General features: G+C 44.4%; 23 protein-coding genes. 9 read left to right on the top strand and 14 right to left on the bottom strand.

What is annotated here, in order from left to right; genetic code table 11:
* Nucleotides 1-193: 193 nt before the first annotated feature.
* A complete protein-coding gene (nudC, locus tag ACTRWF_RS10660; RefSeq protein ID WP_015068359.1) occupies nt 194-1,027 on the bottom strand; it encodes an NAD(+) diphosphatase in 834 nt (277 codons plus the stop codon).
* Nucleotides 1,028-1,190: 163 nt separating this feature from the next.
* On the opposite strand from nudC, the gene ACTRWF_RS10655 reads away from it, so the two are divergent.
* The 5 genes from ACTRWF_RS10655 to ACTRWF_RS10635 all read left to right on the top strand — a co-directional run bounded on the left by ACTRWF_RS10655 (nt 1,191) and on the right by ACTRWF_RS10635 (nt 4,343).
* Nucleotides 1,191-1,655, top strand: a complete 465-nt coding sequence (locus ACTRWF_RS10655; RefSeq protein ID WP_015068360.1) for an Rsd/AlgQ family anti-sigma factor — start codon at nt 1,191-1,193, stop codon at nt 1,653-1,655.
* A gap of 35 nt (nt 1,656-1,690) precedes the next feature.
* A complete protein-coding gene (locus ACTRWF_RS10650; RefSeq protein ID WP_015068361.1) occupies nt 1,691-2,164 on the top strand; it encodes a transcriptional repressor in 474 nt (157 codons plus the stop codon).
* Nucleotides 2,154-2,618, top strand: a complete 465-nt coding sequence (locus ACTRWF_RS10645) for a chemotaxis protein CheX (RefSeq protein ID WP_015068362.1) — start codon at nt 2,154-2,156, stop codon at nt 2,616-2,618. The genes ACTRWF_RS10650 and ACTRWF_RS10645 overlap by 11 nt, the downstream gene beginning before the upstream one ends.
* Nucleotides 2,608-3,045, top strand: coding sequence for a secondary thiamine-phosphate synthase enzyme YjbQ (locus ACTRWF_RS10640; protein WP_015068363.1), 438 nt, complete (start codon nt 2,608-2,610; stop codon nt 3,043-3,045). Before ACTRWF_RS10645 ends, ACTRWF_RS10640 begins: the two co-directional genes overlap by 11 nt.
* A gap of 101 nt (nt 3,046-3,146) precedes the next feature.
* Nucleotides 3,147-4,343 carry an OmpA family protein gene (locus tag ACTRWF_RS10635; RefSeq protein WP_015068364.1) on the top strand — a complete coding sequence of 399 codons (1,197 nt, stop codon included), beginning with the start codon at nt 3,147-3,149 and terminating at the stop codon, nt 4,341-4,343.
* Nucleotides 4,344-4,494: 151 nt separating this feature from the next.
* Here the strand turns inward: ACTRWF_RS10635 and dnaB are convergent, their stop codons facing one another.
* From dnaB to ACTRWF_RS10610, 5 genes are all read right to left on the bottom strand, one after another.
* On the bottom strand, nt 4,495-5,880 hold the full coding sequence (gene dnaB / locus ACTRWF_RS10630) for a replicative DNA helicase (protein WP_015068365.1): 1,386 nt from the start codon (nt 5,878-5,880) through the stop codon (nt 4,495-4,497).
* A gap of 115 nt (nt 5,881-5,995) precedes the next feature.
* Nucleotides 5,996-6,466, bottom strand: a complete 471-nt coding sequence (locus tag ACTRWF_RS10625) for a hypothetical protein (RefSeq protein ID WP_015068366.1) — start codon at nt 6,464-6,466, stop codon at nt 5,996-5,998.
* Between the two features lie 266 nt (nt 6,467-6,732).
* Nucleotides 6,733-7,746, bottom strand: a complete 1,014-nt coding sequence (locus ACTRWF_RS10620) for a DUF4097 family beta strand repeat-containing protein (RefSeq protein WP_015068367.1) — start codon at nt 7,744-7,746, stop codon at nt 6,733-6,735.
* A gap of 13 nt (nt 7,747-7,759) precedes the next feature.
* A complete protein-coding gene (locus ACTRWF_RS10615) occupies nt 7,760-8,272 on the bottom strand; it encodes a hypothetical protein (protein WP_015068368.1) in 513 nt (170 codons plus the stop codon).
* Nucleotides 8,265-8,840: an RNA polymerase sigma factor gene (locus ACTRWF_RS10610; protein WP_015068369.1), complete on the bottom strand. Its 576-nt coding sequence runs from the start codon at nt 8,838-8,840 to the stop codon at nt 8,265-8,267. The genes ACTRWF_RS10615 and ACTRWF_RS10610 overlap by 8 nt, the downstream gene beginning before the upstream one ends.
* A 296-nt stretch (nt 8,841-9,136) precedes the next feature.
* On the opposite strand from ACTRWF_RS10610, the gene ACTRWF_RS10605 reads away from it, so the two are divergent.
* Nucleotides 9,137-9,781, top strand: coding sequence for an MOSC domain-containing protein (locus ACTRWF_RS10605; RefSeq protein WP_015068370.1), 645 nt, complete (start codon nt 9,137-9,139; stop codon nt 9,779-9,781).
* On the opposite strand, the gene ACTRWF_RS10600 is transcribed toward ACTRWF_RS10605, so the two are convergent.
* The 6 genes from ACTRWF_RS10600 to ACTRWF_RS10575 form a co-directional block, all read right to left on the bottom strand.
* Nucleotides 9,768-10,070 (bottom strand): hypothetical protein, encoded by a 303-nt coding sequence (locus ACTRWF_RS10600; RefSeq protein WP_278385966.1) that lies wholly within the window; start codon nt 10,068-10,070, stop codon nt 9,768-9,770. The genes ACTRWF_RS10605 and ACTRWF_RS10600 overlap by 14 nt on opposite strands.
* Before the next feature lie 224 nt (nt 10,071-10,294).
* The gene (locus ACTRWF_RS10595; protein ID WP_043960357.1) at nt 10,295-11,347 is read right to left on the bottom strand and encodes an MBL fold metallo-hydrolase; all 1,053 of its coding nucleotides are present in this window, start codon (nt 11,345-11,347) and stop codon (nt 10,295-10,297) included.
* A gap of 352 nt (nt 11,348-11,699) precedes the next feature.
* Nucleotides 11,700-12,152, bottom strand: coding sequence for a 50S ribosomal protein L9 (gene rplI / locus ACTRWF_RS10590; protein ID WP_012519953.1), 453 nt, complete (start codon nt 12,150-12,152; stop codon nt 11,700-11,702).
* A 26-nt stretch (nt 12,153-12,178) separates the two neighbouring features.
* On the bottom strand, nt 12,179-12,406 hold the full coding sequence (rpsR, locus tag ACTRWF_RS10585) for a 30S ribosomal protein S18 (protein ID WP_012519954.1): 228 nt from the start codon (nt 12,404-12,406) through the stop codon (nt 12,179-12,181).
* Between the two features lie 11 nt (nt 12,407-12,417).
* Entirely contained in the window at nt 12,418-12,819 is a 402-nt protein-coding gene (gene rpsF / locus ACTRWF_RS10580) for a 30S ribosomal protein S6 (RefSeq protein WP_012519955.1), read from the bottom strand.
* 141 nt (nt 12,820-12,960) lie between these two features.
* On the bottom strand, nt 12,961-14,187 hold the full coding sequence (locus ACTRWF_RS10575) for an ATP-binding protein (protein WP_462835533.1): 1,227 nt from the start codon (nt 14,185-14,187) through the stop codon (nt 12,961-12,963).
* 255 nt (nt 14,188-14,442) lie between these two features.
* On the opposite strand from ACTRWF_RS10575, the gene ACTRWF_RS10570 reads away from it, so the two are divergent.
* The 3 genes from ACTRWF_RS10570 (at nt 14,443) to ACTRWF_RS10560 (ending at nt 17,001) form a co-directional block, all read left to right on the top strand.
* The gene (locus tag ACTRWF_RS10570) at nt 14,443-14,730 is read left to right on the top strand and encodes a YebG family protein (RefSeq protein ID WP_015068374.1); all 288 of its coding nucleotides are present in this window, start codon (nt 14,443-14,445) and stop codon (nt 14,728-14,730) included.
* Nucleotides 14,731-14,926: 196 nt separating this feature from the next.
* A complete protein-coding gene (locus ACTRWF_RS10565) occupies nt 14,927-15,691 on the top strand; it encodes an ABC transporter ATP-binding protein (protein ID WP_012519958.1) in 765 nt (254 codons plus the stop codon).
* Nucleotides 15,691-17,001 (top strand): ABC transporter permease, encoded by a 1,311-nt coding sequence (locus tag ACTRWF_RS10560; RefSeq protein WP_462835532.1) that lies wholly within the window; start codon nt 15,691-15,693, stop codon nt 16,999-17,001. The genes ACTRWF_RS10565 and ACTRWF_RS10560 overlap by 1 nt, the downstream gene beginning before the upstream one ends.
* Before the next feature lie 23 nt (nt 17,002-17,024).
* Here the strand turns inward: ACTRWF_RS10560 and ACTRWF_RS10555 are convergent, their stop codons facing one another.
* Together ACTRWF_RS10555 and ACTRWF_RS10550 are read right to left on the bottom strand one after the other, a co-directional pair.
* Nucleotides 17,025-18,608 (bottom strand): methyl-accepting chemotaxis protein, encoded by a 1,584-nt coding sequence (locus ACTRWF_RS10555; protein WP_012519960.1) that lies wholly within the window; start codon nt 18,606-18,608, stop codon nt 17,025-17,027.
* A gap of 155 nt (nt 18,609-18,763) precedes the next feature.
* Nucleotides 18,764-20,269: a sensor histidine kinase gene (locus ACTRWF_RS10550; RefSeq protein WP_012519961.1), complete on the bottom strand. Its 1,506-nt coding sequence runs from the start codon at nt 20,267-20,269 to the stop codon at nt 18,764-18,766.
* Between the last annotated feature and the right edge of the window lie 3 nt (nt 20,270-20,272).

The raw sequence follows: 20,272 nt of genomic DNA, 5'->3' as shown, positions 1-20,272 counted from the left end.
TCGACGTTTAATCGACAATTCAGCGCAATGCGCCACTACCGTTAGTTCAAGTGTCGATAATTAAAGACGAACATATCTTGAAAAAGACGCTTGCACTTAAAGTAAGTGTTTGCTAATAATAGACACGTTAAAGAAAAGAAGCCCTAAATGGGACCGTGCTAAACGTATTGAAACCCTGCCTCGGCAGGGTTTTTTATTTGTCTGTGATCAGCGACACGGTTTCTGCTATTAACTGCCCGGCAATGGATATCTTCGGTGGAATAGTAGGAAGATCGTTGATATCAAACCACTGTGCATCGTCTATCTCGTTTTCCTGACAACGAATCTCCCCCCTTTCATATTCAGCAATAAAGCCTACCATCAAAGAGTGTGGGAACGGCCACGGCTGACTGCTGTAGTAACGCAGGTTTTTAACCTCTACGCCTACTTCTTCAAACACTTCCCGATGTACCGCTTGCTCAAGACTCTCTCCACTTTCAACGAAGCCAGCTAAGGTTGAGTACATATTAGACTCGCGGTGGCGAACGCCTTTGGCCAAAAGAATTTTCTCATTATTGTGAATAGAAACAATAATACACGGCGATACTCTCGGATAGCTGCGATGCTGGCAGCGGTGACAGTGCATGGCCATTTCCCAATCAACTCGTTCTGTTTTTGCGCCGCATTGACCGCAAAATTGATGGGTACGCAGAAAGTGAATGTACTGCCAAGCTCTACCAATTACCGAAAAAGCATTTTCGTAATCTGCAAAAAGAAGCTGTCGCAACGACACGCGCTCCCAGCCAGGCTCTTCAATATGCTCGGCCCCTAAATCAACGACAAAAACAGGCATATCACGCTGCGCGGTCTCATTAAGCGGCGGCAACTGATGAATATCATCTATATAAGAAGCAAGAAAAGGAATTTCACTTAAATAGGCGACAGGAATAGACTCAGATGATTCTTGGATCACGATTTTACCGCGACTAAATACCACCCACATAGCTTGCTGTGAGGTTAATTTCATTTCATCTAACTTTATCATCATTGCACAATACTCCTGTCTTCTTGCGAACCATAGTACACTATATACGCACAGTCTTGGTCTGCAACGCCGTGTTTTAACAACGAACTTTTTCGCGCAAAATTTGTGTCACTAGTGCACAGTGTTATACTGAAGCTTATTGTCGCTAAACAGGTAGCACATCGAAATGTTGCAACAGTTAGAAAGCGTTAAATCCAGATGGGGTGGAAAAAGCCAAGTAGTTGACCGCTGGTTGATGGACAGACAGGCATTATTGGTCTCGTTCTGTGAACTAGCTGGCATCAACAAGCAGAGCGAATCTTTACCCGATGCCGATGAGATTGCTAATTTTTGCAGCGCACTACTCGATTATCTGTCTGCAGGGCACTTTGAAGTTTTCGATATTCTCGTAGAAGACGACGACGAAGGCCTTGATTTAAAAGATAAGCTTTACCCCAAATTGACAAAAACCACCGACGCAGCACTCGCATTTAATGATACGTTTGCGCAAGCAGTAACACCTGAGCAGGCCGCTGGGTTTGACGCTGCATTAGCTCAGCTCGGTGAAACATTAGAAGAGCGCTTTGCCTTGGAAGATGAGTTAATTGCTCATGTACACACAAATAAACGTGATCCAGAAGTAACGCTTTAATATAACAATGAAAGTCGAGTTTACGGTTATTATCAATGAACAAAACCACACTTATTCATAAGGCACGAGCGTACTGCGAACAACGCGGCGCCAGATTTACTCCGCTTCGAGAGAAAGTATACGAAATTCTTGTTTCAAAGCACGGCCCCATGGGTGCTTATGAACTTCTCGACTCTTTAAAAGAAACAGAATCTAGTGCCAAACCAGCGACAGTCTATCGCGCCCTCGACTTCCTACTCGACTTTGGGTTTATTCATCGGCTGGAGTCTACTAACGCTTTTGTAGCCTGCTACCATTTTGGTTGTAACCACCCCGTTCAGTTCTTAATTTGTGATAGCTGCGGCGACGTAGCTGAGATACAGTCTGAAGGATTACAAGACACACTAGAGAGTCAAGCTCAGCAGCATGGCTTCAAAGTATCGAAACAAACTATTGAGGCCCATGGATTGTGCGCCGATTGTCAACAAACGGAAGATCACGCTGCCCAGGAGAGTGTAAATGAATGCTGATTTTGTGAACCCGTTTATTGGTGGGCTGTTAAATGTGCTTGAAACCATGGCACAAACCAAGCTAACGCCGGGAAAGCCGAAACGTAAGCAGAGCGATATTGCCAAAGGCGATGTCTCTGGCTTGATTGGCATGGTAGGTCCTGACGTACGGGGCTCAATGTCTATTACTTTTGATGAGTCGCTAGCCCTTACCATTATGGAAAGAATGGTAGGAGAACGCCCTGAGAAACTCGACGCAGAAGTGGGCGATATGGTGGGCGAGGTCACCAACATGATTTGCGGTAACGCAAAACGAGATCTTGCAGAACGCGGTTATGAGTTCGGCATGGCCACGCCTATTGTCGTGTCGGGAAAGCAACACACGATAAGCCACCAAGTAGACGGTGCAAAAATTATTCTGCCTTTCATGTGCGATGAAGGGCTCGCGCACTTGGAAATCTGTTTTGATAAATAATTTCTGGCAGTCTGAAAAAATTACACTCGACAGCTATCCCAGAGGTTTCCACTTAATCACACAACAAGTGGAAGCCGCGCTACCTGGTATTCGTCGTGTGGAAGTTGGGCTTTTACATTTATTTCTTCAGCACACCAGTGCGAGCTTAACCATTAATGAAAATGCCGACCCTACTGTTCGACAAGATATGGAGGCTTTCTTCAACCATAGTGTAAAGGAAGAGCTTTCTTTTTTCAGGCATACTTATGAAGGTAAAGATGATATGCCAGCTCACCTAAAATCGAGTATACTAGGGTGTCAGCTTACTATTCCTGTCCAACAAGGCGCACTTGCGCTTGGCACATGGCAGGGTATCATGCTCGGTGAACACCGAGATCATGGTGGAAGACGAACAATTATTGCCACATTACAAGGGATCGCAGCCTAACCCATATTATAAATGGCATAGTTTGTGCTAACATTTTACGTTAAGCACGATAAAAAATTATCAAAAATCGATAATCACTCAACGTTAAACAGGATGTGACTATGAAACAACACTTTAAAATGGCAGCGCTATCTCTTGCTGTGCTTTCTTCAACAAGTGCATTCGCACAAGATTCTTCTGAACCAGAGTACAAAAACTGGTTTGGTCTATCTGGCATGTACTACAACACTGACGACTCTCGTCCACTTTCTTTAACTGAAGACGGTGTTTATGATGACGGTCGCGGCGTAGCTTTTGAATACGGTTTCCGTTTCACTCAAAGCTGGGCAGCACGTGTTGAATTTACAGCACTTGATCTTGACTACGTAGGCGGCGGCGACGAAAGCGGTGAAATGGTTGGCGTAGATGCGCTATATTTCATGCCTGACGACGCATGGTTCGTATTTGGTGGTGTTAAACGCCAAGCAGTAGGTGAGTCAACAACACTAGGTAACATTGGTATCGGTAAACACTGGGACATACATGAAGATGTTAAGCTAGTAACTGAAATCGCGGCTTACCACGACTTTGGTGAAGACTACAACGACTACAGCATCAAGTTAGGTATTGCAGTACCATTCGGTAAATCAACGCCTTCAGCGCCTAAAGACAGCGACAACGATGGTGTTGTAGACGGTAAAGACCAGTGCCCAATGACACCAGCAGGTGTTCGTGTTGATGCAACTGGCTGTAGCGTAGACAATGACAACGATGGTGTACTAAACAGTGTTGACCAATGTCCTAATACACCTGCAGGCACTAAAGTAGACGCTACTGGCTGTGCAATTAAAGATGCAGACAACGATGGCGTTGTAGATAGCAAAGACATGTGCCCAGATACTGCTGCTGGTGTTAAAGTAGACGCTAAAGGCTGTACAGTATTTGACGAAGAGACAGTAGAAATTACACTACGCGTTCTTTTCGACAACGAAAGTGCTGTTGTTAAAATGCCTAAAGATCCAGAAATTTCAGAATTTGCTGAGTTCATGAAGCAGTATCCTTCAACCACTGCGGTAATTGAAGGTCACACTTCTGCACCAGGTTCTGAAGCATACAACATGGACCTTTCTGACCGTCGTGCTGCTAACTTCAAAGAAGTAATGGTAGACATGTATGGTATCGATTCTTCTCGCTTAGATACAATCGGTTACGGCGAAACTCGTCTTCTTGACGAAGGTAACAACGCCGAAGCTCATCGTGTAAACCGTCGCATTTCAGTGACAGTTAAAGACACGGTTAAAGTACCTGAAGAGAAATAATTCATTTGATATGAATTGAGAAAGGCGCCGAACGGCGCCTTTTTTGTGTCTGTAGTTTTTAACTAGCGGTATCAGTATCGCGGCGGACAAACCTTACTTATTACATGTGATTTGCTAGCTAACATAGAGGCTAACCGCTAGAGAGAAAAGGTTAGTAGTCGTCGGCTATCGCGGGACCCGCGTAGTTATCAAAGCGTGAAAACTGGCCTTGGAAGGTTAAGCGACAAGTACCGATAGGGCCGTTACGCTGTTTACCGATAATAATTTCCGCAATGCCTTTATATTCACTGTTTTCGTGATATACCTCATCACGGTAGATAAACATAATAAGGTCGGCATCCTGCTCAATTGAACCGGATTCACGAAGGTCAGAGTTAACTGGGCGTTTATCGGCACGTTGCTCTAGCGTACGGTTAAGCTGAGAAAGTGCCACAACCGGCACTTCTAGCTCTTTAGCCAGTGCTTTCAGTGAGCGTGAAATCTCCGCAATTTCTAGCGTACGGTTATCGCTAAGAGAAGGCACACGCATTAACTGAAGGTAATCCACCATGATAAGACTAATACCACCGCGCTCTCGTGCGAGTTTACGGGCTCGGCTTCGCACATCCATAGGCGTTAGGCCGGAAGAATCATCGACAAATAAACTATCTTTGTCTTTTAGCATCGCCATGGTATTAGAAATGCGGGCCCAGTCTTCGTCATCCAACTGAGCGGTACGAATTTTGGTTTGATCGACGCGGCTTAATGAAGCCAACATACGCATCATGATTTGTTCCGAGGGCATCTCCAGACTGAAAACAAGTACCGGCTTTTCTTCTGCCATCATCGCGTTTTCAATCAAGTTCATGGCGAACGTTGTTTTACCCATCGATGGACGGGCCGCTACAATGATTAGGTCCGATGGCTGCATACCACTGGTCATTTTATCCAAGTCAGTAAAGCCCGTTGTTACACCGGTAACCTCTTTATTGGTTTTAACTAACTCTTCAAGACGATCAATTGTCTTTCCTAGCACAGACTCGACGTCTCGAGGGCCTTCGTTTTCACCGGTTCGACGCTCGGCAATTTCAAAGACTTTACTTTCAGCAAGGTCGAGTATATCGGCACTATCCCTGCCTTCTGGGTTATACCCTACTTCAGCAATTTCATGGGCTACACCAATAAGCTCGCGAGTAATAGCGCGTTCGCTAATAATTTGCGCGTACGACACCACGTTTGCAGAGCTTGGGGTATTTTTCGCGAGTTCGCCTAGATAAGCAAAGCCACCAGCATCTTCAAGCTCGTCATGCTTTTCAAGCTCTTCAGACACGGTAATAAGGTCTATAGGCTGGCTACTGTTAAGTAAGCGAGTGATAGCCCGGAAGATAATTTGGTGTGAACGATTGTAAAAATCGTTATCGGTAACGAGCTCGGCAACCTTATCCCAGCTTTCTGGGTCGATGAGCATACTGCCTAAAACGGACTGCTCAGCCTCTATACTATGAGGTGGAACCTTCAATTTTTCGACATTATTGTCGTTTTTAGACGCAGACGCCACAAGCGAAACCTATACCAATGCACAAAAGTCAGTTGGATATTATGCGCTTTTAACGCTGATCTCTCAACAAAGGAAGCGGGTCTTTTCTCTTAAAAGCCTAAAAAGGGGACAGCGCTTAAAGGGTTTTCTCTAGCTTTAAAAATGTGCCGTCTACTAACGTATACGCTTGGCTATTTTCCTGGAATAAAATAGTGGCCCCCATGTTTGCCGTTTCTTCTGCACAAGATAAGCTTACCTCGGTCACGCTATCGTCGCTAAAGCCTAATGAAGATGGGGAGACCTTAAACGCTGTGTGAAATTCTTCGCCGCTTATTTCTTTTGACGAATAGACAGGTGAGGCACAAAGCGCCTGATCCAGCTTAGCGGAATCGGATGCGTACGTTACCGAGCGCCCTAAAAATTGCTCCGACTCAGATGACGAGTGCGCAGAAACACCTACGTTATAAGCTTTGGTAACCACCCAAGTGCCTTCGTAGTACGCAGGTTCTTGAACGGCGCAGCCTAATGTGAACGCGCATATCCCAAACGCGCCAATGATTAAGCTATGAAAGCGCCAAAACCTTTTGACGTGTCCAACAATACTCAAGTTTATCTCCATATTAAAAACATTATAAAAATCAGCTAGTTTAACGTAACAGCTCTCTAAAAGGTTCACTTAACGTCGCGTGAATATCGCGCTTTCTCGTTTCCTTATCGTTCTGATTAAACGTTCAAACATCGCCAATTGGCGCCGACATAAAAAAGCTGCGTCTTCGCGCAGCTTTTCTATTATCACTACTTCTTATGATTAATAAATATGGATTAAGTTGCTTTTTTCAAGCTAAAGTTTCAATCAGACTATCTATAGCTTATTCACTTTTGGTCTATTTCTATGCGGCCATGTACGGTAGAAATGTCGACGTTTGCATCACCACCGTTATGAATAAAGCGCAGCCAGCTTCCAGGTCCGTACTTAGGCTTTTGCGCTTTTTCATCGCTGATATTATTCACAATATTACCGCCTGCGTGAGTCTCGATATCAAACTGTACTGATACTCCCTTTTGGAAAACGAAATCCATTGCCCCACCAACCGAATTCGCTTTAATACTGCCATTTGCATTCAGCCCCAATTTCGCAAAGGTACGCCCATTAACCGTATTTATTTGAAGGCTATCAACATCTTGCAAAGAGAGGTCAATTCGTCCATTCACCGTTTCTACTGACAAGTCCGGGCTACTCGATGCGATATCAAGCTTACCATTCACAGATGTAAAACTTACCGGCGTGCTTCCTTCGTGCGTAGCTTCAATATCACCGTTAACCGTTCCTGCTTCTAGCCGACCTCTAACGTTCTTTAACACAATATCGCCATTTACAGACTCAACCTCAACGCGTTCACCAATGTTTTCAAGGGTAACGTCGCCGTTTACGACCTCTACATCTACCGCTTTGGTTATCCCTTTGGCATTTATATCTGCATTAACTGCAGTGTAGTGAAGGTCGCTCGCCGCCGGCACGTAAATAATTAGGTCATCTCCATCTCGACCTTTCTGGTACCAACTCTTTGAGTGGCGCTCTACCTCTACGTGAATAACGACCACATCGCCGCGTTTTTCAAAAATAAACTCTTCCGTTTGATCACCAAGTTCTCCCGTCACCCGTACTTGGGGTTTATCCCACACGCGGATATCAGCCTTCCCGTCTATATGCTCAATATCGACTTTAGGCGATGACGATGTATCGATAGTTTTATCAACCTTTTCGCCTGCAAGCGCTGCTGTGGCAAGACTTAGCAGTGTAGTAGCCAGTACAAGCTTAGCTCCAATAGACGCGCTGAACGTGTGCGTAAATGTTTCCGATAATGTATTTTTCATATTTATATTCATCTTAAAGCCCTTATTAAATTTGCTGCCACTTTGGCGCGTGCACTCGCTCAATTAAGGCAATTTGTTGTTGATATACATGATGCAGCATTTTTATCAATGCTGAGTTATCTGGATCGTCTTTCAACGCCGCTTTAATAACATCTGCGGCATCGTCTAATTCTTTTAACTGCTCCTGCCAGTCCTGGGTAAGCGCGGGCGTACTTTGATAGCTTGCTAGCAGACTGTTTACTTGTTGCTGCTGTTGCATGCTCATTGCGTCAATCAGCGCATAGCCATCGCTTCGACTTTCATCAGCGTTAAACGCAAAGGGGGCAGCGAACCATAATACCGTGACTACGCAAACGCTTGCGGCTATCGCCATCCACTGTCTTGATGTAACCGTAGATGACGAAGCGTCATCGCTTGAAGGGGTGTCTTGAGCCGATGCTATACCTAGCTCTACACCTCGCCACAGGTCCCGCTCGGGTTGCTTCTCTTTGGATAAACCAGAAATATGCTGAGCAAGCTTTTGATCAAAATCACTCATCATCGACTCCCATAAAGCCTTTCAATAATTGCTTGGCACGGAAAAACTGCGCCTTGCTCGACCCCACTGCCATATTCAACATATTTGCAATATCTTCGTGGCGGTAACCTTCAAGGGCGTGCAGTACGAACACCATTCTTGCCCTTTCGGGAAGGCGAATAACCAATGCTTCTAAATCTATGTCAGTACTGCTGCTTTGTGCTGTCATCTCACTGATACCGCTACTCTCTAAATTGAACATGCGTTGCACCCAGCCCTTTTGCTTGCGCATGTAAGAAATAGTGATGTTCGCGGTTACGCTGTGCAGCCACGTAGAAAACTGACTTTGACCATCAAAGTTATTCAGTTTTCTCCAAAGCTGAATGAAGACCTCTTGCGCGGCATCTTCTGCCATCCCTTTTTCACCGGTAAGCCGATAACACAATGCGTATACGCGCCCAATATGCTCATCGTAAAGTGCTCTAAACGCGTGTTTATCGCCACTTTTCGCTTTTAATATCAGCTCATTTTCGCTTTTGTTACCGAACACCACATTGGCGTGTACAACACGTTGTTGTGTGTGTTCCATTATTTTCTCTTTGTTATTCGTGGTACTGATTAGCAAAATACCAATCCGCATAGATAATTGCCCACTCAGAAGCTTGCCAGACCTTCCCGAAGGGCGAGTTTAAAATGTCCGTATTCTTTGTTGTGTCACCTTGATGTAGAACCACTATACCTGCGGTAACACGTCGCGATTACGAACATTTTAAGTCTCGCTGATTGTGTAATTATCTATGCGGACTGGTATAAGAGTGTTATAAGGTTAGTCGTACCCTATAGTAGAAAGGTTTAAATAGACAAAAATATTTTTGGGGAGAGACCATGTTGCCTACCTTTAGTGTTGACGCCTTATTTGCCGGAAAGCCAAAGCCACTGGGCCCTCGCGGAGCCCCAAGCAGCATTGTCAAAAGCCCGGTTAACTCGCTTACGGTTCACATAGATCGAACCGATGAAGACCAACAAGCTAATACACGCCTTCACGGAGGACCTGAAAAGGTACTGCATCAATTCAACCCGACCAATTATCTTACATTAAGAAAACATTTCCCTGAGGGCGACTTCTCATTAGGAAGTATTGGCGAAAATATAAGTGTAGAGGGCATGGACGATGCCACCGTTTATATCGGCGATATCTGGAAATTTGGCGACGTTGAGTTACAAGTCAGTGCGCCTCGGGCACCTTGCAGTAAGATTTCTCAGCGTTTTAACATTCCGAATTTAGACAGATTTGTGGGCGAGCGCGGTATTACTGGTTGGTACTACCGTGTTATTAAAACAGGAGTTATTAACGTGGGTGGCGAGGTAGCGTTGCTTCACCGTGAAGACGACACCGTTAACATTCACACTTTAATGCAGTGTGCTCACACCAAAGCCGACAAAGCACTCGCTGGAAAGCTGGCTCAACTCACTGTTCTGGATGATGAATGGCGTGAGAAGTGCGCGAAAATCGCGCTTAAGGCGCGTTAGTCGAGTGCTTTGGACTATAGGTATATAAGGAGTACCTTTCATTATCTTCGTTATCAATGTGATAGCGCGAATCTGTGTCCAGTAATGGTGTCACTTCATTTTCCAAACGGTGAAGAATCGGATCTAATTTTGCTGGCATGTTTACATACACCCAAAGCCTACAGCGTTTGTCGCTACAAGAAACGTAATACCCCACATCTTCTTCAATATAAGATGTAAAAATTTGATTGAGTGTATTTTGCACCACTGTGCGCTGAAAGGGTTCAGAAACCCGGTACTCCAAATTCATAGTGCAATTATCTAAGCACGTGGTGAAAGGGGCAGGCGCGCGAGTGGGATTCTGGCTAGATAAGTGAATGAAAACCCCTGCGTAAGTGCAGAGCGCTATCGAAAACAAAATTAAAGCGGCACTTCCAAACTTTAACAAATTCATCCCCTGAATATAAAAGCATTCCTTATTAGATTAAAGAATAACCACTCCGTTAGAGTTACGCAAGATAATCTTATCAGCTGTCAAAAAGATACCTGCTCGCCTTCATTTAGAATAACCCACGGTATTGTTGTATTTAGCTGTTGCTTCATTTTCATCAATCGAAATAGCGCAGAATGCGAGGTTTTATCTCCCATCATCCAACTAGCATTTCCAAAGCCCCAAGGCACGACGACTTTACAGCCAAGGTCTTGGGAAGCAACAATAGCGTCCTCTGGCGTGGTGTGAACCTTGCGATACCATTTAGGTGAGGTTTCGCTGAAATAAGACGCTATGGGTAACAGGCAAACATCTATGTCACCAAAGCGGGCTTTAATATCTTTGAAATGTGGTGAATACCCTGTATCCCCCGCAAAGAACAAAGTATTCCCTTCATGTTCAAAGACCCAACCGCCCCACAATGTTGCATTGTCATCCTCGTATAAATAGGGCACCCAAATCCGGTTACTGAAGTGATGAGCGGGCACAAAATGTATAGCGGTTTTGCCGGTTTTTTTACTCGTATACCACGCCATCTCTTTAATCGTATAGCCTCTATTAGGGAAGTGCTCTGCGAAACCTAACGGAACAAGATATTCGGGCTTTGTGCCTAATTCGGCAATATCGGCTTTATTAAAATGATCATAATGAATATGGGAATAGACTACCGCATCGGTTTGAGCGAGTTTGTCTTCACCTACCTCAGCGGGTTCGTTGCGGCTGAACCCCTCCGCCAATCGAAAAGCCCAATTAACGGGCCAATCAAACTGCCCAAACACAGGGTCGATAAGTATTTGCTCACCACTTGCGGTGTTGAGCAGAAAACTGGCGTGCCCTAACCAGGTAACGTTAAAGCCGGTGTGCGTGTTCACTGTCGGGTTGTTGCCAACAAACTGACAATTTTGCATGTCGCTTTCACATTCAATATCGGCAGACGCCGGGTAGCAATCATTAGTGCACGTGACGGGGTATGCTTTAAAACCGTCGTAAATATTGCTGAATCTGTCCTCGTACCCGCTTTCATCGGTGTAAACGACTATCGCATTGCTATCATCAACTCTTGTTATTCGATTAGGTGTTGCGCACCCAGCTAGCATGCAGGTTGATATAAAAAAGATGGCGATATACTGCTTCACTTGCTTTAGTCCCTTAATTCTTCGCTTATAAAAGCTTTGTGACGGAAGTCCACAGTCTAAACAGTAAGTTGCAATTCACCACCCATTATTTGTAACAAGCCAATAAGAAGGTATCGTTGAGTGTAATTGAGTGGAAGAGTGAGTAGTGACGACTTGTCTATTTAGATAGTTGATTTGCAGAAAGCACTTTTAAAATTGTCTACCAATATACTTTCGCTTTACCCTTATTTTTAAGCAACAAGATACTCGACATGAAATTTAGGCCAAAAAAAAAAGCCGCTCGAAGAGCGGCTTTTTTCAAATACGTCAGCGATTACGCTTCAGCAATGATGATCACTTTAATTGAAGTGATAACGTCAGAGTGAAGTTGTAAGTCGATGTCATACTCACCAGTCTCACGAAGAGTACCAGTAGGTAGTTTAACTTCTGCTTTTTGTACTTCAACGCCAGCTGCAGTGATTGCATCAGCGATGTCACGAGTACCAACAGAGCCAAATAGTTTACCTTCGTCACCAGCAGGAGCTGCGATTGTAACTTCAGCAAGCTCAGCAACTTTTTCAGCGCGTGCGTTTGCAGCAGCTAGTTGCTCAGCGATCTTCGCTTCAAGTTCAGCACGACGTGCTTCGAACTTTTCAACGTTGTCTTTAGTTGCAGGAACCGCTTTACCCTGTGGGAAAAGGAAGTTACGAGCGTAACCAGACTTAACAGTCACTTGGTCGCCCAGGCCGCCAAGGTTGGCGATTTTATCTAGTAGGATGATATTCATCTTAGCTAACCCTTATATTCGCCAAATTACTTGTGTGAATCAGTGTACGGAAGCAACGCAAGAAAACGTGCGCGCTTGATCGCAGAAGACAGCTGACGCTGATATTTTGCGCTTGTACCAGTAATACGGCTAGGGACAATTTTACCGCTCTCAGTGATGTAGTTCTTAAGAGTAGCGATATCTTTGTAATCAATCTCAGTCACACCTTCTGCAGTGAAACGGCAGAACTTACGACGTCTGAAAAAACGAGCCATGGGTGATCTCCTTAAGCGTTGTCTTCAGTGGTTTCAGTTTTCTTTTCTGCGCGTTCTTGGCGAGGTGCAGAATCGTCACGACGCTCACGACGAGGCTCTTCTTTCATCATTGGAGAAGGCTCAGTCACAGCAGTCTTAGTGCGCATTACCATGTTACGTAGGATCACGTCGTTGAAACGGAAAGCATTTTCCAGTTCGTCAACAGCTTCTGCAGTCGCTTCAGCATTGATTAGTACGTAGTGGGCTTTGTGCAGCTTTTCAATTGGGTAAGCCAGTTGACGACGGCCCCAATCTTCTAAACGATGAACTTGACCACCGTCTTGCTTAAGAATTGTAGTATAACGCTCGATCATACCAGGTACTTGTTCACTCTGATCAGGGTGAACCATAAATACGATTTCGTAATGACGCATTATAGCTCCTTACGGTTGTAGCCTCGACAGTACAGCCGACTGTATGGAGACAAGGAACGAGTTAGGTTGGCTGTAAGGGCGCGCATTATACGTGCACTGGCGCAATTGCACAAGTGTTAATCAACCAGTGCGTTTTCAGGCTTAGCTTTCGAAAATATTTGAAGAAACGGTTTGCAAGGGGAAACGCAGCGTGAATTCCGTACCATTGTAGTCAGAATTAACCCCCAACGTACCCTTGTGGGCTTTTGCTATCTCTGACGCTATAAATAAACCTAATCCTAAACCTTCATTCTGCCTATTGCTTTCTTTACGCCAAAACGGTTGAAATAAACGAGCCTTAGAATCATCAGAAATGGGCGTTCCGCTGTTTTGTACACTAAGAATGAAGTCGTTGCTATTGGTTAGGACCTTCACGTAAACAGGGTATGACAAATCGCCATGAATTAACGCGTTTTTTAAAAGGTTAGATAGTAATTGGCAAATCCGTTTGTCATCACAAATTAACGGTCGCGTAATATCAACATGAATACGTATTGAGCTTTTGGGGAAAGCGGTGGCTAACTCTTCTACGGTATAATTTATCTGCTGACTAAGGTTATTAGATACTGCTAATTTGACCGGTAAGCCCTGCCCTACTCTGGTGTGCGTAAAATCCATCGTATCTTCTATCAAGCGCGAAATTCTCTGCACGCTATTTTTCATGCGAGATACCGCTTTAAAAACCGGTACTTGTACCGTACTTGCAACCTCACTGTCTTTGATTAGGTCATCTAGAAAGCTTATACCAATTTGAATAGAAGACAGAGGCGTGCGGATATCGTGGCCTAGAATGGCGATATACTGCTCTTGCAGACGAGCCATATTTTTTGCGTCACTAAGCTGCGTAAGCGTTTGCTCAATATGATCGTTCAACAATATTTGATTGGATATCAGTTTCGCAAAAGCACTGACTTGGCCGTGAACCGCCTCGGTTCGCAGCTCACGGGGCTCAGGGTCTAGCCCACATAATGTGCCAAAGAATTCACCTTTCGCATCGTAAAGAGGATAGGAGAAATAGCTTTCAAACCCGTACATAATAGGAATAGGGTTTTCACGATATTCATTATCTGCAGACGCATGATTGATGACAATTTCTTTTCTGTTTGCCCGAACCGTTCGACAAAATGTGGTTTCTATTTCTAATTCATCGCCAGGCGACAGCCCAAACTCAGCATTGTCTAATACTGAGCAAATAGTCCACGCCTCTTCAGTTACTCTGGCTACACAGATAAACCGTAAACGAAGCGTACTGGCTAAGATTTCCATAATATGCGGTATTGCTTCAATTGCGTTTATAGCTTGAATATCGCGCTGAATTGCTTCGTTCATTGCCATTACCTTTAAAGAAGTCCTTTTTATGGAATACGGTCAAGATTCAAGCCCGCCCCTATATACTTAATTTCCTCAGCTTACATAAGCATTCTGAAGCGTAACGTGTAAATGTGACAAGTTCACACAGCCTAGACTAAAGTATAATACGCTACCTTCGGACTAAATTTAACCTAAACATTCCCCTTAATACTGTTTATTTATACAGTTAAATGCTGTACAGTTTTTATGTCTTTAACTAATGGGGGACCTACCATGGCCATTACCACACAATATGTTGTTACGCACAAAGGGGTAGAGAAATTGGTAACTACCGATAAAAAAGAGGCTGATCAGTACGACAAAATGCTCGATGCAGCAGACAACTTAGCTGATTACATTCAGGCTAAAGGTATCAAATTAGACGATAGCACTGTGGAAGAGCTCACTATTATGCTGTCGAAGAACAAAGATAAAATTAGCAAAATCTTTAAAGGCGCAACGGCAGAAAGCGTGTTAGAAGATGAGAGCGCCGAAGTGGTAAAGCTTCAAGCTAATAGCTAACATTCCTTAAGCTAACTTGCCTAACACGTCGTTATAATGAGCAAATAACAAGAGCAAGCGCCGCTTTGCCCAAATGCTATTTGATACAATTGTGATTTGATAGCATTACTTCAAAGCGGTAACTTGCTTTTAGTACAAGTGAGCGCATCGTTTGCTTTTGCAATATATAACAACAAAGACCTAGGTTGGGCTTAGCGTGAATATAATAAATAATAAGAGCGCTCTTACTCAGTGTAAAAGCGCCATTGAAGTTAGTCATGTAAACTTTGCGTATTCGAAAGAAAGCACTCCGATACTCAATATTGAAAAATGGCAAGTATCACGCGGTGAGCATGTGTTTCTTTCCGGCCCGTCTGGTAGCGGAAAAAGTACGTTACTGAATTTACTTTGTGGCACCCTTACTCCAACGGCAGGCAGCATTGCCTTGCTAGGACAGCCGTTCTCGTCTTTATCTAATCGACAAAGAGACAAGTTTAGAGCACGTAATATTGGTGTGGTATTTCAGCAGTTCAATCTCATCCCCTACCTCTCGGTTGCACAAAACATTAGCGCAGCCGCGTATTTCTCAGGTAAAGGCAATAGTAGCCAAAAGGTTCTGGCTAATACCTGTGAGTTACTTGATAGGTTACAGCTACCTTCCCATGTTTTACATGCCAAAGCTGATGCACTAAGTATTGGACAGCAGCAGCGTGTGGCAATAGCCCGTGCGCTTATCAATAGTCCTCAACTATTAATTGTGGACGAGCCAACATCAGCGCTTGATGCAGATGCCCGTGACAGTTTTATGGCATTACTGAAAGAGGTCGCTAGTGACAGCACCATGATATTTGTAAGTCATGATAACGCGATGGAACGCTATTTTGACCGCCATTTTCGTATTTCTGAACTAAGCCTCCCATCAACGACACAACCACCGCACGCAGTAAAGCATACAAGCAAACCTAAGCAGGAGAGCCTGTAATGCTAAGCACTATTGCCATCGAAAGCTTGAAACGCAGAAAAACAACCGCGTTACTCACCCTTTTAAGCATAACCATTAGCATTAGCTTACTGCTGTGTGTAGATATTGTTCGCAGCCAAGTAAAAACAAGCTTTACACGCACCGTTTCTGGCGTTGACCTAATTGTTGGCGCCCCAAGCGGCCAGTTGAATTTATTGCTGTCTTCAGTGTTCAATATCGGTACGCCTACTAAAGGTATTGATTACAAAAGTGTGGCGTCGCTAAAATCGAATAAACAGGTTTCTTGGCTAATTCCCCTCTCATTAGGTGACACTCACCGAGGGTTCAGAGTTATAGGAACGACAAACCGCTTTTTTGAACACTTTAAATACGGTGACAAGCAAGCTTTAGCCCTGACAGAAGGGCGTGTATTTGAGCAGCCTTTATCTACCGTTGTAGGCGCTGATGTTGCGGATTCACTAGGCTACACGGTTGGCGATAAGATAATTGTTTCTCACGGCCTTGGAAGTGTCTCTTTTAATAACCATGACGATCACCCTTTTATTATTTCAGGTATCCTCGAGAAAACGGGAACGCCAGTAGATAAAGCGGTGTATGTCACATTACAAGGGTTAGAGAAAGCCCATTCAGGCCCTAAGTCTGCGCATACATCACGGTTACGTAAAAAAACGGCTTTTCTTAACGGTCACAGCACAAATGAACATGAACATGAACATGAACAGCCTACTCAAGACAATTATGATAGTGACGCATTTACACCTGAATCTGTGTCTGTCGTCATGCTAGGACTGAAAAACCGCGCAGCCGCATTACAACTGCAATATCAAATTAATCAGAGTAAAAAAGAGCCACTAATGGCAATTTTACCTGGTATGGCACTGGCTGAATTGTGGCAGATAATGGGAAATGTAGAGGCCTTGCTATTAGGTTTGTCAGGTTTAATAGTGATTTGCGCCCTTATTGGCCTGGCAACCATGCTGTTAGCAACAATGCGAGAGCGCTATCAGGAGATTGCCGTATTGCGTACAATTGGCGCTGGCCCGTTTACTCTACTGTTACTGATCCAGCTAGAAGCAATGCTACTCACTATTGTTAGCGCAGCATTAAGCATCGCACTGGTTGCCGTATTAATGAGCATGTTCAAACCTTGGCTAAGCAGTACGTACGGGTTATTTTTATCAAGCCCACTATTTAGTCAAAGCAGTGTCATCATAGTATTGCTCATATTAGGCTGTACCTACTTGGTGTCGTTGTTCCCAGCCATCGCAGCTTACAAGCGGGGCCTGCACGCTGGGCTTAACAGTAATTAGTCACGACATTAGAAAGGGAGAAGTTACTCTCCCTCTTTCTCGTTTGTACTAAAACGAAGAATTAGCTCGTGAACTTGATTTACAGTAGCACGCAAGTCGTGACTCGCCGCCAATGAGGCCTCTGACGAACGCTGTGTTTCCGAGGCGCCATCGGCAACTTCAACTAGCTGCTGATTGATATGTTCTGCTACCGTGCTTTGCTCTTCAACCGCCGACGACATTTCAACCGTAGCATCAGCTATCCCTTTCACCGCGCTGTTTATCTCAAATAGCGCCCCACGGGTCTCTTCAACAATAGCGCTGCCGTGTTCAGCCGATGTTAACCCTTCATTCGAGACACGTACGGCTCGCTCAGAGCGTTCTGCTAATTCATTAATAATATTGTGAATTTTGTCTGTAGATTCCCGGGTTTTTGAGGCTAGCGTTCTGACTTCATCGGCAACTACAGCAAAGCCTCTGCCTTGCTCACCGGCTCTTGCGGCTTCAATAGCAGCATTCAGCGCTAGTAAATTGGTTTGTTCTGCAATTGTAGAGATGATATTGGCTGCTTCGCCAATATCACTGGTGGACTGAGCAAGCTCAGTTACCGTTGTTGAAATTGACTCTACGGCTTCACGCAGCGCAACAATTGCCTGCATTGCCTGCTCGGCTTTTTCATTCCCCGTTGCCACGTTTTCCGCCGCAGACCGAGCACTTATAGCATTACTTTCCACCCGCTCTGCCACTTCTTGAATGGCTTGACTCATTTGTGTAACTGCCGATGCAATTTGCTGTGTTGCTTGGTTTTGCTGAACCACCGCTGCGCTTGTGCTTTCTGCTTGTTGGTGGGTGGTATTAGCGATATTTTCTAGACTTGCTGATGCATCTTTAATTCTCGTTAATGCCGTTCTGTTGCGTGCCAGTTCGCAGGCAAGCGCAAGCTTGGCTTGCGCAATATGCGTGGCGTCGTCATAGTAGGTTTGGGCCACGGTATCGTTTGCGTAACTTTTAGGGCTCAAAGAAAGCAGCGCATTCCAGTCTTTTTTACCTTTCGCTTGTTGAACAGTGACTAAAACTAACGTACCGACAAACGCAATGCCCGCAGCAGCTAAGCCATGAGTTAACCCAAGCGCGACAACTAAAAGCGCACTTATTAACAACGAGGGCGCCATATGCATAAGCATTTGCGTAAAACGCGATGTGGCAGATACCGCAGACTTTCCTTGTTGCAACCTCGCGTAAATGCCCGATGCTCGCCTTGTCTCCGCATTTGAAGCAGGAACCCTAACAGACTCATAGCCCACTATCGTCGCTCCTTCGTAAACAGGCGTTACGAAAGCAGAAACCCAGTAATGGTCGCCATTTTTTCTTCTATTTTTAACCAAGCCTAACCAGCTTTGGCCAGACTCTAATGTACGCCACATTTCCTTAAACACTGGCGATGGCATATCTGGATGTCTTATTATATTGTGATTTTTGCCGATTAGTTCATCTCTACTGAACCCACTTACTTCAACAAACTCGTCGTTACAATGCTGTATAACTCCGCGCTTGTCGGTAGAGGAAATAAGTCGATGGTGAGTAGGAAACTTGTATTCTTTTTGAGTAACCGGCTGGTTGTTTCTCATGCAGTGCTTTCTCCGTTATGCAAAGCGTTCGTCCGTCAAAGCGTACGATCATCGCTTTCCCCTAAGACTAGAACATAAACATCTGCTGTCTAGTGAAATGGAAAAAATTAGGGAATTTTATACTTTATCAGAGAGTTAGAAAAGCGATTTATACTTTAGGCTATAGGGAGTATCACCGATACTTTTGTTCCCTTCCCTTCTTCACTGGCAATAATAATTTTTCCGTTGTGCTGTTCAACAATTGTCATTGAGATAGACATGCCTAAGCCAGTGCCCTCCCCCGGCGGTTTAGTGGTAAAAAAAGGCGTAAAAATTTTGCTCAGCGTTTCTTTAGACATCCCCTCGCCTTCGTCATCTATAACAAGAATGACGTTCTGCTCATCTCTTTCTACCTTCAACGTTATGCCTTTGCCTTGTGGTGTAGCATATATGGCATTAGTTAAGAAATTCATGAGAACTTGCTGAATCTGCCCTGAGTTACCGTTAAAGAAAACGTCTTCTTTTGGCACTTCGAAAACCACATTATTGCGATAACGATGTAAGTTGTTAGTAAGTTTAATAACCGTGTTCATCGCTTCAATAGCGCTTATCTGGGTATGTTTACCAGAACCGGGGTAAGAGAAGCTGCGTAAGGCTTTAACAATTTCTATGATGCGTTCTATCCCTTCATGGGATTCATCGAACATTTGGGCTATTTCTATTGCGCTGTCTTTAAGCGAAAAACGCTTTTCAAGCGCTGTAAATTGTTCTTCTATCTCACCACCTGCCCGGGTACACAAGTTGCCAATTTCTTCAAGCGCACGTTGGTAATCGTTAAAAATGTCTTTCGCAACCACCGTATTACTTCGTACATAGCCAATAGGGTTGTTAATCTCGTGAGCAATACCTGCGGCAAGTTGCCCTAACATTGCCATTTTATCTGCACTGACTAATCGCTCTTCCAAGAAGTCACGATCTTTTTTGACGTTGCTTAGTTCAAGCTGACGATTATCTAACTCGCTTTTCTTATTTTGGTATCGAGAGGTAATATTGAGATAGTATTTAGTGGTATCTAAAACGTAGAGTGTTTCTTCTTCAAGGTTATCATCGTTAGTAAGTAGCACCAGCCACGTATATTCACCCTGTGACATTTCATGCATAAAGTGAAGTAACCGTGCCTCTTTGTGCGTATCAGGACGTATGACTGCGCTTACGCACCAGTGGGAATAGCTTTCTCGTAAATCTAACGGCGTCTCATCTAAAATTAACTTTGCAAGGTCATGAGAGGTTATCCAACCTTGGCCATTGGCAAGAACTCGATCATCATCGCCTATCGATAATTCGCCGTCCTTAACGGTGAAAGCTTTACCACAATAAGCGCCGCTAAACTCAACCGCCGATTCAAGCGCTGAAAAAATATAACTTACGCCAGATTTTGCTTGGGTTAGCTGAGAAGCGGTGCGGTTTAAGTAAAGCAGTTCGCGCTCACGCTGCTTAGAGTCGTTCAATGCTTTTCTGAGCGCTTGATTTGCAAGGTAAGCGTCTTGAGAATATGTTTCTAGAAAGGATTCGGCATTTTTACGCGCAATCTTTTGGCGCTTTAACTGGCGCTCTAAAGAGTTCACGCGGGCTTCAAGCGCTAAAATACGTTCGTGTTCTGTTGAACTTGGTATCTCACTCACTAA

Source organism: Alteromonas sp. G5_S2_22_S1 (assembly GCF_054968525.1).
The sequence above is the reverse complement of the archived record's forward strand: the minus strand, read 5'-3'. Positions and strand labels throughout refer to the sequence as shown.

Excerpts from the sequence above, each read along its gene's own strand:
- ACTRWF_RS10615 (WP_015068368.1), bottom strand. The coding sequence starts at position 8,272 with ATGAGTGATTTTGATCAAAAGCTTGCTCAGCATATTTCTGGTTTATCC.
- ACTRWF_RS10655 (WP_015068360.1), top strand. The coding sequence starts at position 1,191 with ATGTTGCAACAGTTAGAAAGCGTTAAATCCAGATGGGGTGGAAAAAGC.
- rplI (WP_012519953.1), bottom strand. The coding sequence starts at position 12,152 with ATGAATATCATCCTACTAGATAAAATCGCCAACCTTGGCGGCCTGGGC.
- ACTRWF_RS10605 (WP_015068370.1), top strand. The coding sequence starts at position 9,137 with ATGTTGCCTACCTTTAGTGTTGACGCCTTATTTGCCGGAAAGCCAAAG.
- ACTRWF_RS10595 (WP_043960357.1), bottom strand. The coding sequence starts at position 11,347 with ATGCTAGCTGGGTGCGCAACACCTAATCGAATAACAAGAGTTGATGAT.
- ACTRWF_RS10575 (WP_462835533.1), bottom strand. The coding sequence starts at position 14,187 with ATGAACGAAGCAATTCAGCGCGATATTCAAGCTATAAACGCAATTGAA.
- ACTRWF_RS10635 (WP_015068364.1), top strand. The coding sequence starts at position 3,147 with ATGAAACAACACTTTAAAATGGCAGCGCTATCTCTTGCTGTGCTTTCT.
- ACTRWF_RS10560 (WP_462835532.1), top strand. The coding sequence starts at position 15,691 with ATGCTAAGCACTATTGCCATCGAAAGCTTGAAACGCAGAAAAACAACC.
- rpsF (WP_012519955.1), bottom strand. The coding sequence starts at position 12,819 with ATGCGTCATTACGAAATCGTATTTATGGTTCACCCTGATCAGAGTGAA.
- ACTRWF_RS10650 (WP_015068361.1), top strand. The coding sequence starts at position 1,691 with ATGAACAAAACCACACTTATTCATAAGGCACGAGCGTACTGCGAACAA.
- ACTRWF_RS10610 (WP_015068369.1), bottom strand. The coding sequence starts at position 8,840 with ATGGAACACACACAACAACGTGTTGTACACGCCAATGTGGTGTTCGGT.
- ACTRWF_RS10570 (WP_015068374.1), top strand. The coding sequence starts at position 14,443 with ATGGCCATTACCACACAATATGTTGTTACGCACAAAGGGGTAGAGAAA.
- ACTRWF_RS10555 (WP_012519960.1), bottom strand. The coding sequence starts at position 18,608 with ATGAGAAACAACCAGCCGGTTACTCAAAAAGAATACAAGTTTCCTACT.
- nudC (WP_015068359.1), bottom strand. The coding sequence starts at position 1,027 with ATGATGATAAAGTTAGATGAAATGAAATTAACCTCACAGCAAGCTATG.
- ACTRWF_RS10645 (WP_015068362.1), top strand. The coding sequence starts at position 2,154 with ATGAATGCTGATTTTGTGAACCCGTTTATTGGTGGGCTGTTAAATGTG.
- ACTRWF_RS10600 (WP_278385966.1), bottom strand. The coding sequence starts at position 10,070 with ATGAATTTGGAGTACCGGGTTTCTGAACCCTTTCAGCGCACAGTGGTG.
- ACTRWF_RS10620 (WP_015068367.1), bottom strand. The coding sequence starts at position 7,746 with ATGAATATAAATATGAAAAATACATTATCGGAAACATTTACGCACACG.
- rpsR (WP_012519954.1), bottom strand. The coding sequence starts at position 12,406 with ATGGCTCGTTTTTTCAGACGTCGTAAGTTCTGCCGTTTCACTGCAGAA.